Here is a 13,685-nt window from a genome sequence, read left to right as displayed (position 1 = left end):
GTAGCTTGCGCATCGAGCAGATGTGCTGCCCTACGGAGGAAGGTCTGATTCGCGGCAAGCTGCAGCATCTGCCCGAAGTGCACGCCATGCAGTTCAATCTGCTCAACCGCACGCTACTGGTCGAGCACCAGGCGGGCGCGGCCCCCTTGCTGGTCAAGGCCATCGCCAGCCTGGGCATGCAGGCATTGCCGCTGGCAGCACAGACCCGGGTGCGCATCGAGCAGATGGACTGTCCCACCGAGGAGCGCCTGATCACCGACAAGCTCGCCCGTCAGCCCGGTATCGAGGCCCTGCAGTTCAACCTGATGCAGCGGGTGCTGACCATTCGTCATCGTCCGGACGCCCTCGAGCCAGCGCTGCAGGCCATACGTGAACTGGGGTTCACCCCGCAGCCCGAAGGCGATGAAAGCCAGAGCGTAGTTGCCGAGCAACCCCATGATGGCTTGCCGTGGCGACTGATAGTGGCTGGCGTGGCGGCATTCATGGCCGAGCTGGTGCACTTCACCGACACCGCGCCGGAGTGGGTGGTCGCGCTGATCGCGCTGGGTGCGATCCTTACGGCCGGGCTCGATGTCTACAAGAAAGGCTGGATCGCCCTCAAGAATTTCAACCTGAACATCAATGCGCTGATGAGCATCGCCGTGACCGGCGCCGTGCTGATTGGCCAGTGGCCCGAAGCGGCAATGGTCATGGTGCTGTTCGCCATCGCCGAGCGGATCGAGGCGAAATCCCTGGATCGCGCGCGCAATGCCATTCGTGGCCTGATGGCACTGACCCCGGAGCAAGCCACGGTGCGTCAGGCCGACGGCAGCTGGCAGACAATGGACGTCACGCAGGTGGCCATCGGCAGCGTGGTTCGCCTGCGCCCCGGCGAACGCATCGGCCTGGATGGCCAGGTGCTCGATGGGCACTCCACGGTCGACCAGTCACCGATCACCGGGGAGAGCCTGCCCATCGAGAAAAGCGTGGGCGACACCCTGTTCGCCGGCACCATCAACCAGAGTGGCGCGCTGGACTACCAGGTCAGCGCTGCCGCCAGCAACAGCGCCCTGTCACGCATCATCAAGGCCGTGGAAGAAGCCCAGGGCGCGCGGGCACCGACCCAGCGTTTCGTTGACCGTTTCGCACGCATCTACACCCCACTGGTGTTCCTGCTCTCCCTCGCCGTGGCCGTGGTACCGCCGCTGCTGCTCAATGGTGACTGGTTCGAGTGGGTCTATCGCGCGCTGGTCCTGCTGGTGGTCGCCTGCCCCTGCGCCTTGGTGATTTCCACGCCAGTGAGCATCGTCAGCGGTCTGGCGGCGGCGGCGCGCAAGGGCATTCTGGTCAAGGGCGGCGTGTACCTGGAGAACGGCCGGCACATCACCCACCTGGCGCTGGACAAGACCGGTACCCTGACCCACGGCAAACCGGTGCAGACCGACTATCAGGCCCTGCAAGGCGATGCCGATGCCTGCCGCAAACTTGCGGCCAGCCTGGCCGCTCGCTCCGATCACCCGGTGTCCCAGGCGGTGGCCAAGGCAGCCGAGGAGCAAGGTATCGCGCTCGACGACGTGCAGGCATTCGAGGCGCTGCCCGGGCGCGGGGTGCGCGGCGTGATCGACGGCCAGCGCTACCAGTTGGGCAACCATCGCCTGCTCGAAGAGCTGGGTCTGTGCTCGCCGGAGATCGAAGCTCGGCTCGACGCACTGGAACGTGAGGGCAAGACGGTGATTCTGCTCAGCGACGATAAACGCGCCCTGGCGCTGTTCGCGGTCGCCGACACGCTCAAGGCCAGTAGCCGTGAAGCTATCGCCACCCTGCATGAAATGGGTATCAAGACCCTGATGCTCACCGGTGACAATCAGCACACCGCCCAGGCCATCGCCGCTCAGGTGGGCATCGATGAAGCACGCGGCGACCTGCTGCCCGCCGACAAGCTGGCCACGGTGGAGGGCCTGCTCGGTCAGAAGGGCGTGGTCGCCATGGTCGGCGACGGCATCAACGACGCCCCTGCCCTGGCCCGCGCCGATGTCGGCTTCGCCATGGCGGCGATCGGCACCGACACGGCCATCGAAACCGCCGACGTGGCGATCATGGACGACGATTTGCGCAAGATCCCCACGTTCATCCAGCTGTCCCGGCAGACCGCTGCGATCCTCAAGCAGAACATCGCCCTGGCCCTGGGCATCAAGGCGATCTTCCTGGCGATGACCGTCACCGGGCACGCGACCATGTGGATGGCGGTGTTCGCCGATGTGGGGGTGAGCTTGCTGGTGGTCTTTAACGGGTTGCGGTTGTTGCGAAAGTAGCAGCGCCCACGTATTCATTGTGGGAGCGCGCCATGCGCGCGACAGCTTCCTGGATCCGGGCTAATGGATTGGGCCGCGTAGGTGAAACCCATAAACAAGGTGATGGGTTTCACCCATCCTACGCGGCTGCCTACTCCACATTTCCCTTGTGGGAGGGCGCCATGCGCCCGATTCGCGGGCATGGCCCGCTCCCACAGGATATTGTCCGCCGCGAGACCACTCAAAACGCAGGATGGACGATGGGTTGCGCCCCCACCCTCCGCAAAGCCGATCAGCCCAGCATGGTCACGTGCTGCGGGTGGCTGGCGACACGATCGAGCCAGGCGTTGACCGCCGGGTAGCCGCTCAGGTCGAAACCGCCCTCGTGAGCCACGTGGGTATAGGCGTACAGGGCGATATCGGCGATGGAGTAGCGGTCACCGACCAGATACGGAGTCTGCTCCAGCTGACGCTCCATGACCCGCAGCGCCTTGTGGCCGCGCACCTGGCACACCTTGTACTCCTCGGCGCGTGCCGCTGGCATGCCTTCGAGCCACTGAATGCGACGAGCCACGGCAATGTAGGGCTCATGGCTGTATTGCTCGAAGAACTGCCATTGCAGCACCTGAGTGCGCAGGCGTGGTTCGGTCTGCAGGAACTCGCTGCCATCGGCGAGGAAATTGAGAATGGCGTTGGACTCCCAGAGGTACGAGCCGTCCTCCAGCTCCAGCACCGGAATCCTGCCATTGGGGTTCTTGGCCAGGAACTCGGGGCTCTGTGTCTCGCCCTTGAAAATATCGATGGGCACCCATTCGAACGGTTTGCCGAGCAGGGTCAGCATCAGCTTGACCTTGTAGCAGTTGCCGGAACGGTAATCGCCATACACCTTGTACATGTTCAAGTCCTCTTGTCCGATAGTCACGCCGCGTTCGCGGCCAGTCCCTGCCGCACCACACCCGCCAGCCGACGCAGCCCTTCCCCCAGGCGTTGCGGTGCCACGTGGCTGAAGTTCAGCCGCAGGTAACCGTGCTCGCGATCCGGGTCGATGAAAAACGGCTCGCCCGGCATGAATGCCACGTTCTGTGCCAGCGCCGCGTCGAGCAGCAGACGGGTGTCCTGGGGCTGCTTGAGGCGCAGCCAGAAGAACAGACCGCCCTGGGGAATCTGCCACTCGGCCAGGTCATTGAAATGTTCGACGAGCGCCGCCTGCATCGCATCACGCCGCAGGCGATAGAAATCCCGCAATTCAGCCAGATGCTCGCTGTAGCGCTCGGTACCCAGCCATTGCAGCGCCTGCCACTGACCTACGCGATTGGTATGCAGATCCGCCGACTGCTTGAGGCGCAGCAAATGCGGGTACAGATCCGCCGTGGCGATCAGGTAACCGACGCGCAGCCCCGGCAACAGGGTCTTGGAGACGGTCCCCGTGTAGATCCAGCTGGCCTTGCGCAGGCGGCTTACGATCGGTGTGGCGCTGCCTGCATCGAACACCAGTTCGCGGTAAGGCTCGTCCTCGATCAGCGTCACCTGGTAACGGTCCAGCAGGGCCGCCACGGCGTCACGTTTGGCCTCGCTGTAGCGCACGGCACTGGGGTTCTGGAACGTCGGAATCAGGTAGGCGAAAGCTGGGCGCTGGCGTTCCAGCTGCTCTTCGAGCGCCTGCAACTGCGGGCCATCGGCCTCCTGCGGCACGGCGATGCAGTCGGCGCCGAACAGCTGGAAGGCCTGCAGCGCAGCCAGGTAGGTTGGCGCCTCGAGCAGCACCTTGGTACCTGGGTCGATGAACAGCTTGCTGGCCAGGTCGAGGGTCTGCTGCGAGCCGCTGACGATCAGCACCTGGCTCGCCTCGCACGGCACGCCCAGGGCACGGGCTTCGGCGGCGATGGCTTCACGCAGCGCCGGCTCCCCCTCGCTCATCCCGTATTGGCCCATGCTGGTAGGCATCTGCGACCAGTCGAGCGTGGGCAGCATCTCTTCGGCAGGCAGGCCACCGGCGAACGACATCACCTCCGGACGCTGGGCAGCAGCGAGAATCTCTCGGATCAGGGAGCTTTTCAGGCGGGTGATGCGTTCGGAGAAGGCCATGGAGGTCACCGGGTGATAAGTCGGGAAAATTGAGTCAAACTGGTTGACCGAAAGTACGACGCCCGAGATATATACGTCAACATGATTGACCTTAAAAATTCAGCTGCTCAGCAAGCGGCCATGGAAGCCTTCTTCTTCGGTTACCAGGCGTTCACCGCCAAGGCCGACGAAATGCTCGCGCGCCGGGGGCTGTCGCGGGTGCACCAGCGCATCCTGTTCTTCATCGCCCGCCATCCCGGCTTGAGCGTCAAGGAACTGCTCGGCTACCTGGGGGTGAGCAAGCAGGCACTGAGCATTCCCCTGCGCCAGCTGCTGGAGATGCACCTGGCGCAGAGCGTCACCGCCGAAGATGACAAGCGCAAACGCCTGCTCGGCCTTACCGCCGAAGGCGCCAATCTGGAGCGGGCCTTGCGCCGGGAACAGGTAAAGCTGCTGCAGCGCGCCTTCGATGACAGCGGCAAGCACGCGGTCGAGGGCTGGCTGGCGGTGAACAAGGCATTGAGCGGTACAGGTCGCACAGCCGAGTAACCCGGGCGCGACTGTATGGCTGCTTATAGCGGCCTCTGTACCGCGACGAACGCGCTGGCAGCCCCTATCGTGGCAACTCAACCACGAGAATTCGCCATGACACCGGAACTGCTGATCGCCTTCATCGCCTTTGCCTTCGTCACCTCGGTGACACCTGGCCCCAACAACATGATGCTGCTCGCCTCCGGGGTGAACTTCGGCCTGCGCCGCAGCGTGCCGCACATGCTTGGTATCAGCCTCGGTTTCATGGTGCTGGTGATGTGCGTGGGGTTCGGTCTGGGTCAGGTATTCGAGCAGGTACCGGCGCTTTACACCCTGCTGCGCTACCTGGGGGCGGCCTATCTGCTCTACCTGGCTTGGAAGATCGCCGGCTCCGGCGCTCCGGACAGCACGACGGGCGAACGTGGCAAGCCCTTCACCTTTCTTCAGGCCGCCGCTTTTCAGTGGGTCAATCCCAAGGCCTGGGTGATGGCCATCGGCGCCATCACCACCTACACGCCGCAGGAGAACTTCCTGGTCAACGTGCTGCTGATCGCCGGGTTGTTTGCGCTGGTCAACTGCCCCAGCGTGGGGCTGTGGACGGTGGCCGGCTCGCTGCTGCGCAACTGGTTGCGCAACCCCCGTGTACTGCGTGCCTTCAACATAGGCATGGCGGTGCTGCTGGTGGCCTCGCTGTACCCGATCTTCGCCGACATGAAAGGAGTGCTGTGATGCTCGAGAGCAGCCATGCGCGCCTGCGTCCGCTGGCCGACACCTCGACCTCCGCCGTGGTGGCCGGCTTCATCGGCATGCTCACGGGCTACACCAGCTCGCTGGTGCTGATGTTCCAGGCGGGCCAGGCTGCCGGGCTCAGCGCCGGGCAGATTTCCTCGTGGATCTGGGCGCTGTCGATCGGCATGGCGGTGACCTGCATCGGTCTGTCCCTGCGCTACCGCGCGCCGATCATGGTCGCCTGGTCGACCCCCGGCGCGGCACTGCTGATCACCAGCCTGCCCGGCGTGCCTTACAGCGAGGCGATTGGCGCCTATATCCTGTGCTCCGCGCTGATTCTGATCTGCGGCCTGACCGGCAGCTTCGACCGCATCATGCGGCGCATCCCCGGCTCCATCGCCGCCGCCCTGCTGGCCGGCGTGCTGTTCAAGATCGCCCTGGAAATCTGCGTGGCCGCCGAGCAGCAACCGTTGCTGGTGATCGCCATGCTGTTCGCCTACCTGCTGGGCAAACGCCTGCTGCCCCGCTACGCCGTACTGGCGGCGCTGCTGGTCGGCTGTGTGCTGGCTGGCACCCTGGGGCTGCTGAATTTCTCCCAGTTCGAGTTGCAACTGGCGACGCCGGAATGGACCACACCCAGCTTCTCCATCGCCGCGGCGATCAGCATCGGCATTCCTTTGTTCATCGTCGCCATGGCCTCGCAGAACCTGCCAGGCATGGCGGTGCTGCGCGCCAACGGCTATGACGTTCCGGCATCGCCACTGCTCAACACCACCAGCCTGGTGTCGATCCTCTTGGCACCGTTCGGCTCCCACGGCATTCACATGGCGGCCATCAGCGCGGCGATCTGCGCTGGCCCCGAGGCCCATGAGGATCCACGCAAGCGTTACACGGCGGCGATCTGGTGCGGGGTGTTCTACGGCATCGCCGGGCTGTTCGGCGCCACCCTCGCCGCCCTGTTCGCTGCACTGCCCAAGGCGCTGATCCTGTCCATCGCCGCCCTGGCACTGTTCGCCTCGATCATCGGCGGCCTGACCCAGGCCATGAGCGAACCCAAGGAACGCGAAGCGGCGCTGATCACCTTTCTCGTCACCGCATCGGGAATGACCCTGTTCGGCGTCGGTTCGGCGTTCTGGGGCATCGTCGCCGGCTTGCTGACTCTGGCGCTGCTCAATGGCGGCAAACGTGTCTGAGCGGCGATGAACATATCGAGGCCCCTGGCATGCCGTTGAGCTTTCACAAGATGCACGCCAATGGCGATGACTTCGTGGTGGTCGACTCACGCAACTCGCTCAACCCGATAACAAGCGCCCTGGCTCGACGCCTGGGCGATCGCAAGCGCGGTATCGGCTTCAATCAACTGGCTGTGATACTCGATTGCGCTGATGCCGACGCACGCCTGACGTTCTGGAACGCCGATGGCTCGATGCTGGATGCCTGTGGTAGCGCGACGCGGGGCGTTGCGGACCTGCTGATGCGCGAGTCGAGCGTCACCAGGCTGGTACTGCGCAGCAACCGGGGCTTGCTGACCTGCGAACGTACCAGCAATGCAGCCATTGTCGTGAGCATGGGGGAGCCGCTGTTCGGCTGGGCGAATATCCCCCTGGCCGAGGAGCACGACACAGTTGCCTTACCGCTCGCCGGCACCCCAGCGGCCTGCAGCATGGGCAATCCGCACTGCACCTATTTCGTCGATGACCTGACAGCGCTGGATATCGCCACACTCGGCCCGGTGCTGGAGATCAACCCACTGTTCCCCAGCAAAAGCAATGTGCACTTCGTGCAGATCATCGACCGAAAACGCATCAGGCTGCGCATCTGGGAACGCGGCGGCGGCATTCCCCTCGGCTCGGGGTCCTGCTGCTGCGGCGCCGCGGTCAACGGCATGCGTCGCGGCCTGCTGGACGACACCGTCGATGTCGAATGCGATGGCGGCACGGTGACGGTTCACTGGGATGGCAGCGGCGCGGTATTTCTCACCGGACCGGTAGCGCACAGCTTTTCCGGCGTTATCGCGGATAGCGTATTGTCCACGACCAGCACCGGACTACCTGAACCCGCGACTCGAAGCGCCCGCCTCTAGGCGCTACGCTCGGCCTCCGTCGCCAGCTGCTTGCCATGGGCCGCATTGACCCACCAGCCGAATGCGGCGGCGGTGAAGAACATGATGATGCTGTACAGCGCCGCGGGAATCGCCATGGTGCTGTTGTTCAGCAATACCGGGCTGAGCGCCAGGGCGATGGCCAGGGTGCCGTTGTGGATGCCGATCTCCATGCCGATGGCGATGGCCTGCCGCAGGCTCAGTTTGAGCAGGCGCGGCACGAAGTAGCCCACCGCCAGGCTCAGCAGATTGAATGCCAGGGCCGCGGCACCGACTACCGGTGCGTAATCGAGCACGGTCTGCCAGTCCTTGACCAGTGCCAGGACGATGATCAGCAGCAGGAACAGCGCCGAGATGATCTTCACCGGGTTTTCCATGCGCAGGGCGAAGCCTGGAAAGCGGCTACGCAGGAACATGCCGATGGCCACCGGCCCCAGTACGATGGCGAAAACCTGCACCACCTTGGCGAACTGCAGCGGAATCGCCTGATCGCCCTCCATGAAGTAGGCCAGCGACAGGTTGACGATGAAGGGCATGGTCAGCACCGCGACAACCGAGTTCACCGCCGTCAGGGTGATGTTCAGCGCCACGTCGCCATGTGCCAGGTGGCTGTACAGGTTGGCGGAGGTGCCACCAGGCGACGCGGCCAGCAGCATCATGCCCACGGCCAGGGCAGGCGCCAGGCCGAATGCCTGCACCATGAAGAAACAGGCCACCGGTAACAGCAGCAGTTGGCAGAACAGGCCGATCAGCACCGGTTTGGGGTACTTCACCACCCGGGCGAAATCCGCCAGGGTCAGGGACAAGCCCAGGCCGAGCATGATGATGCCCAGAGCCAGGGGAAGAAACACGCTCAGCAAAGGACTTGCAGTCATCGGTACATCTCCGCGGTCTGACTTCCGTGATCCTGATCCACACTGTAGCGGGCAATCGCCGGCCTGCGCATGAGGCGCGGCAGCAAACCCAGCCCCATCAGTTCGATGGATCGACAGACATTCGGCCACTGCGACATCCTTGTCCAATACCCCGGCGAGGATTATCACCACTGCTTATTTCAACGGAGGTTTTCCATGTCCACTCAGCTCAACCGCCAGTTTCTGCTCGCCAAACGCCCGACCGGTATGGTCAGCCGCGATACGTTCGATTACGTGGAAAAACCGATCGGCGAACCTGGCAGCGGGCAGATCCTGGTCAAGAATCTCTATCTGTCGCTGGATCCGGCCATGCGCGGCTGGATGAACGAAGGCAAGTCCTATATCGCGCCGGTTGGCCTGGGCGATGTGATGCGCGCACTCGGCGTGGGTGAAGTGATTGCCTCCAACCACCCGGACTACGCAGTCGGCGACCACGTCAACGGCGCCCTGGGTGTGCAGGACTACTTCCTCGGCGAGCCGAAGGGCTTCTACAAGGTCGATCCGCAGCGTGCACCCCTGCCAGTCTACCTGTCGGCCCTCGGCATGACGGGCATGACCGCTTACTTCGCCCTGCTCGACGTCGGCGCGCCGAAGAGCGGCGACACCGTGGTGCTTTCCGGTGCAGCCGGAGCGGTGGGCAGCATTGCCGGGCAGATCGCCAAGCTCAAGGGCTGCCGGGTCATCGGCATCGCCGGTGGCGCGGAAAAATGCGCCTACCTGACCGATGAGCTGGGCTTCGATGCGGCCATCGACTACAAGAGCGAGTCGCTGCCCGAGGCGCTCAAGCGCGAGTGTCCGAAAGGCATCGACGTGTACTTCGACAACGTCGGTGGCGACACCCTCGATGCGGTACTCGGCCGCCTGGCTCCCAAGGCGCGCATCGTCATCTGCGGCGCCATCAGCCAGTACAACAACAAGGAAGCGGTCAAGGGCCCGGCCAACTACCTGTCCCTGCTGGTCAACCGCGCACGCATGGAGGGCTTCGTGGTGATGGATCACGCGGCCAACTTCGCCAGTGCAGCGGCTGAAATCGGCGGTTGGCTGGCCAGCGGCAAGGTCAAGTCGAAGGAGCACGTGGTCGAGGGCCTGGAAACCTTCCCGGAAACCCTGCTCAAGCTTTTCAAAGGGGAAAACTTCGGCAAACTGGTGCTCAAGGTCTGAGCCATTCGGCGAGCGGCCCCCTGCCGCTCGCCGTCAGTGATCACGGACCAAAAAAAGATGGCCATAAGCCAGCAAATGACTTGAGTCGTTGTAGACAGTTCGGGTAGTTTCGCCGCCATGCTGTTCGCCCACCGGGGCAGGCTGATCCTTCACGCCAGGAGCCCTGATGGAACTTGTCTTCACTGTCATAGCGATCGTGCTGGTCGGCACTGCCTATCTGCTGTTACAGCACTTTCGCGGAGGCGCGGCGCAGTGCCGCCGCCCCATCGGCGAGTGGTTGTCCAGCTACCAGGCACGGAGCCCGGTCGAGCAGCACGAAATGGCTGAAATGCTGCTGCGGCGGTCCATACGCCTGGCTGCCAACATGGGCGTGCAGATCAACCTCGACGAACTCCTCGGCAACGGCGCGGAGCCCGCCGACCTGATCGCTGCCTGGCAGGCTCGACTGCCCGGCGTCATACCGGCAGCCTATCTGCCAGGCACCCCGGCGAGCACCGTCGGCGCCCTGCTGTTGATTCAGCAGGTCGAACCGTCGCGCTTTCATGAATTGCTCGGGCAATCCGCTGCTGGCTGAAACGAGCCAGCCCCTGCCCATCGCCAACCACAGCGAACGCAGTTCGGATGCGTCGATCCGCCAGATGATCGGCCAGCGGAACGATGATTGCGCAGCAGGTCAGAGGCTGCGCATGAGGATGATCGGCAAGGCAGTGAACAGTGCGGTAACCAGAAGCAGAATCAGCAGCAGATCCAGGCTATAAAAAGTCACGTCATCCTCCAGGCGAGCATACTTGGTGCTCGCATCGGGTTTAACAGCATCTACGGCAAGGTTGTCGTTGGTCGCGCTGCACGGCCGCGCCCGGCCGGCGTCGCTGATGAGCGCCCAGAGCCCTTGCCGATCGCTGCCTCTACACGATAGCTCAGACCTTCGCTCGTGACACGCGGGTGTGCGGCGGTAGTGCAGAACCCGCGGACCATTGAGGGGGAACTTCTGGGCCCTGAGGCCTACAGAAAACTGTATTGGCTTTTTCAGGGGACCCGAAATGGAACAGTGGAACATCTGGCTCGATCGCGAATTATGGCTCGGCGTCGGTATCGTCGTGATCGCTACTGCACTGATCTACACCGTGCTGCGTACCGTGGTCGGCGTCGTGCACAAGCGCCTGACCACCTGGTCGAAAGGCCAGGACGGTAATTGGCAGCACTTCGTCGCGGTGGTGATCGGGCGGACCAGCCGCTTGCTGCTGCTCGCCTTCTCGCTGCTGCTGGCACTGCGCCTGCCGGACCTGCCCGGCAGTTGGCAGGCAGCCCTGAGCCACACCTGGTTCGTTGCCCTCGCCCTGCAGATCGCCTTGTGGGTGGATACCGGCGTACGCCTTTGGGCACGCAGCCTGGTGGTCGGCAAGAACGGGGGCGGCAGTTTCAACCCGGTAATGACCACCATCGTCAGCATCATGGTGCTGATCGTGGTGTGGTCGGTGATGCTGCTGTCGATCCTCGCCAACCTGGGTGTGGACATCACCGCGCTGGTGGCCAGCATGGGGGTTGGCGGTATTGCCATCGCCCTGGCAGTGCAAACGGTGCTGGGCGACATATTCGCCTCGCTGTCGATTGGCGTCGACAAACCGTTCGAGATCGGCGATTTCGTGGTTTTCGGAGAAGTGGCCGGGAGCATCGAGCATATCGGCCTGAAAACCACGCGCATCCGCAGCCTCAGCGGCGAACAGGTGGTGTGCGCCAACGCCGACCTGCTGCGCCAGATCGTGCACAACTACAAGCGCATGGACACGCGGCGCATCGTCTTCAAGTTCGGCGTCAGCTACGACACCCCGAGCGACAAGGTTCGCCAGGTATCGGAGAAGGTCGGCGACATCATCCGTGCGACCCCGAAGGCCAAGTTCGACCGCGCGCACTTTCTCGGCTTCGACGAGAGCCAGCTGACCTTCGAAGTGGTCTACATCGTGCAGAGTTCGGACTACAACCAGTACATGGATATCCAGCAGGAGATCAACCTGCAGCTGCTCGATGCCCTGCGCGAACTGGATGTGCGCTTCGCCCTGCCGCGTCGCGATCTGCGTTTGGTGGGTGAAAAGATGCCGACGCTGAAAGTTGCCGGGTTGCCGCAGCACGAACAGCAGGACGATTCGGCCGAGCGCGACCAGCGCCTGCCTCGGTTCAGCTGACGCCAGGCTGGGCGCAGAGCGTGGGGCCGTCCAGTCGAAGGCAACGGCTGCCTATCGGCAGCCCATCATGCGGTTGCAGTTGACCCGCTCACGCTCGCCGTTGGAGCTGGAAAGCCGGCTGACCACGTTCCAGCCGATGCGCCTGCTGGAGCCCACCCACAGCTCGCCATTGCTGGCGACGCCGGTGAACAGCTGCAAGCGGCCATAGGTGGTGCTGGTCTGCGCCCAGGTCTGCCCGCTGATAGCGTCGAAGCCACGCATCAGCGTGTCGTTACCGCGCTGAGCGATACCGTAGTGGTTGCCGAAACGATCCGCGCAATTGAGCAGCGTGGCGCTGCGGGTGCAGCGCATGGCATCGCCGGGCAAGGTGAAGGCGGCCTGCACCGGCACGGCCCAGGACAGGGCCAGCAGGCACCCGGCAGCGAGTTTCAGACGGATCGACACGGGTAGCTCCAGCAGCGTGAATCGCCCCATGCTACCGCACCCTGCATGCTGGCTTGGCGGCTCATGGTTGCGTGCTATTACGGCTCAAACCGGCCATGTGTCGGGCCAAGCCGAAAGCCGCAGCCAGGCCAATGCCGACCAGCGCCCACCAGAGTAACTGTGGCGGCGCCTGCTCAGCGGGCAGCAGCCGGCCGATCAGTACATTGCCGAACAACGCCGCCAACCCGCCCACACCGGCGAAGAAGCCGTAATAGGCGGCCAGCTGCCCGCGCCGGGCGTAATGAGGCACGTGGGCCGACAGCAGCGGCAGTACCAGCAGGCTGCCGAGGCTAAGCAAAGCGGCCATCAGCAGAACCGCCCAATACGGGCTCAACAGACTGGCGAAAGGTTCGGCCAACAGCGCGTAGCTGACCGCCATCAACGCCAGGCCGAGGCCCATGCCCTGCCCCTCGCTGAGCCAACGCTGGCGTAGCGCGCTGATCGGCATCTGCAGCAGCACGCCAACCAGCGCGGTGATCACGAATACCCGTGTGATCCACGCCTGGCCGCCGCCGTGGGCGTGGCTGTAGGCCGGGATCGCCAGATAAAGCGGATGGAACAACAACGGATAGGCTGCAGCCAACAGGGCGAAGCGCAGGAATGACCACTGCTGGAGCATGTCCAGGCACTGGCGCAGCATGGTCACCGGCTCGTCACCGGAAACCAGCTCCTTGCTCGGCAGAAAGCGCCACTGCACCAGGGTCATGAGCAGAAACAGCCCGGCTGCCACACTGCCGGATACCGCGAAATCGATGCCGATCAGCAGCAGGCCTGCCAGCGGCCCGAGCAGCATGCCGGCGGTGCTGGCCATGTTCTGCAGGGCGAAGGCGCGCTTGCGCTGCTGCATGTCCTGGCACTCATCGGCCAGGTAGGCCTGGGCACAAGGCGTGAACAGCGCACCGGCAAAACCGCTGACGCAGGCGGCCAGCAGCAGAATCGCCAGGCTTTCCGAGAAGCCGAGCACGGCAAACCCCACGCAGCGCACCAGGCAACCGATGAGAATGGCGCGACGGTAGCCGATGCGGTCACCCAGCAAGCCGCCGAACAGGAACAGCCCCTGCTGGCTGAACACACGGATGCCGAGCACCAGGCCCACCGCCCAACCCGCCAGCCCGAGGCTCTCGCTGAGGTGCCCGGCCAGATACGGCACCAGCATGTAGAAGCCGAAGTTGAACGCCAGGCTGTTGAGCACCAGCACCCGTGCGGCGGGTGACAGGCTGGCGAAGGTACCCAGCACCCGGCTCATGGCTGG

General features: G+C 64.0%; 13 protein-coding genes. 8 read left to right on the top strand and 5 right to left on the bottom strand.

What is annotated here, in order from left to right:
- Window positions 1-176: 176 nt before the first annotated feature.
- On the top strand, window positions 177-2,291 hold the full coding sequence (locus ACT9T4_RS03975; RefSeq protein ID WP_499115822.1) for a heavy metal translocating P-type ATPase: 2,115 nt from the start codon (window positions 177-179) through the stop codon (window positions 2,289-2,291).
- A gap of 271 nt (window positions 2,292-2,562) precedes the next feature.
- Here ACT9T4_RS03975 and ACT9T4_RS03970 read toward each other — a convergent pair whose 3' ends face one another.
- Both ACT9T4_RS03970 and ACT9T4_RS03965 read right to left on the bottom strand, forming a co-directional pair.
- Window positions 2,563-3,165 (bottom strand): glutathione S-transferase family protein, encoded by a 603-nt coding sequence (locus ACT9T4_RS03970; protein WP_042552563.1) that lies wholly within the window; start codon window positions 3,163-3,165, stop codon window positions 2,563-2,565.
- A gap of 23 nt (window positions 3,166-3,188) precedes the next feature.
- The gene (locus ACT9T4_RS03965) at window positions 3,189-4,355 is read right to left on the bottom strand and encodes an aminotransferase-like domain-containing protein (protein WP_042552562.1); all 1,167 of its coding nucleotides are present in this window, start codon (window positions 4,353-4,355) and stop codon (window positions 3,189-3,191) included.
- Window positions 4,356-4,436: 81 nt separating this feature from the next.
- On the opposite strand from ACT9T4_RS03965, the gene ACT9T4_RS03960 reads away from it, so the two are divergent.
- The 4 genes from ACT9T4_RS03960 (at window position 4,437) to dapF (ending at window position 7,677) form a co-directional block, all read left to right on the top strand.
- The gene (locus tag ACT9T4_RS03960) at window positions 4,437-4,883 is read left to right on the top strand and encodes a MarR family winged helix-turn-helix transcriptional regulator (RefSeq protein ID WP_042552561.1); all 447 of its coding nucleotides are present in this window, start codon (window positions 4,437-4,439) and stop codon (window positions 4,881-4,883) included.
- Window positions 4,884-4,979: 96 nt separating this feature from the next.
- On the top strand, window positions 4,980-5,594 hold the full coding sequence (locus ACT9T4_RS03955) for a LysE family translocator (protein ID WP_042552560.1): 615 nt from the start codon (window positions 4,980-4,982) through the stop codon (window positions 5,592-5,594).
- Entirely contained in the window at window positions 5,594-6,787 is a 1,194-nt protein-coding gene (locus ACT9T4_RS03950) for a benzoate/H(+) symporter BenE family transporter (RefSeq protein ID WP_042552559.1), read from the top strand. The genes ACT9T4_RS03955 and ACT9T4_RS03950 overlap by 1 nt, the downstream gene beginning before the upstream one ends.
- 29 nt (window positions 6,788-6,816) lie before the next feature.
- Window positions 6,817-7,677 carry a diaminopimelate epimerase gene (gene dapF / locus ACT9T4_RS03945; protein WP_499115603.1) on the top strand — a complete coding sequence of 287 codons (861 nt, stop codon included), beginning with the start codon at window positions 6,817-6,819 and terminating at the stop codon, window positions 7,675-7,677.
- Here dapF and ACT9T4_RS03940 read toward each other — a convergent pair.
- Entirely contained in the window at window positions 7,674-8,570 is an 897-nt protein-coding gene (locus ACT9T4_RS03940; RefSeq protein WP_042552557.1) for a bile acid:sodium symporter family protein, read from the bottom strand. The genes dapF and ACT9T4_RS03940 overlap by 4 nt on opposite strands.
- Before the next feature lie 195 nt (window positions 8,571-8,765).
- Between ACT9T4_RS03940 and ACT9T4_RS03935 the strand changes: the two genes are divergently transcribed.
- From ACT9T4_RS03935 to ACT9T4_RS03925, 3 genes are all read left to right on the top strand, one after another.
- Window positions 8,766-9,770 (top strand): NADP-dependent oxidoreductase, encoded by a 1,005-nt coding sequence (locus ACT9T4_RS03935; RefSeq protein WP_499115601.1) that lies wholly within the window; start codon window positions 8,766-8,768, stop codon window positions 9,768-9,770.
- Between the two features lie 166 nt (window positions 9,771-9,936).
- Window positions 9,937-10,344, top strand: a complete 408-nt coding sequence (locus ACT9T4_RS03930; protein ID WP_499115599.1) for a hypothetical protein — start codon at window positions 9,937-9,939, stop codon at window positions 10,342-10,344.
- 466 nt (window positions 10,345-10,810) lie between these two features.
- Window positions 10,811-11,950 carry a mechanosensitive ion channel family protein gene (locus ACT9T4_RS03925; protein WP_499115597.1) on the top strand — a complete coding sequence of 380 codons (1,140 nt, stop codon included), beginning with the start codon at window positions 10,811-10,813 and terminating at the stop codon, window positions 11,948-11,950.
- Window positions 11,951-12,001: 51 nt separating this feature from the next.
- Here ACT9T4_RS03925 and ACT9T4_RS03920 read toward each other — a convergent pair whose 3' ends face one another.
- The gene (locus ACT9T4_RS03920; RefSeq protein ID WP_373565146.1) at window positions 12,002-12,388 is read right to left on the bottom strand and encodes a hypothetical protein; all 387 of its coding nucleotides are present in this window, start codon (window positions 12,386-12,388) and stop codon (window positions 12,002-12,004) included.
- Between the two features lie 67 nt (window positions 12,389-12,455).
- Window positions 12,456-13,679 (bottom strand): MFS transporter, encoded by a 1,224-nt coding sequence (locus ACT9T4_RS03915; RefSeq protein ID WP_499115595.1) that lies wholly within the window; start codon window positions 13,677-13,679, stop codon window positions 12,456-12,458.
- Between the last annotated feature and the right edge of the window lie 6 nt (window positions 13,680-13,685).

It is taken from the genome of Pseudomonas sp. SZ40 (genome assembly GCF_052958135.1).
Note: the sequence above shows the minus strand (reverse complement) of the source record. Positions and strands in the feature narration are given on the sequence as shown.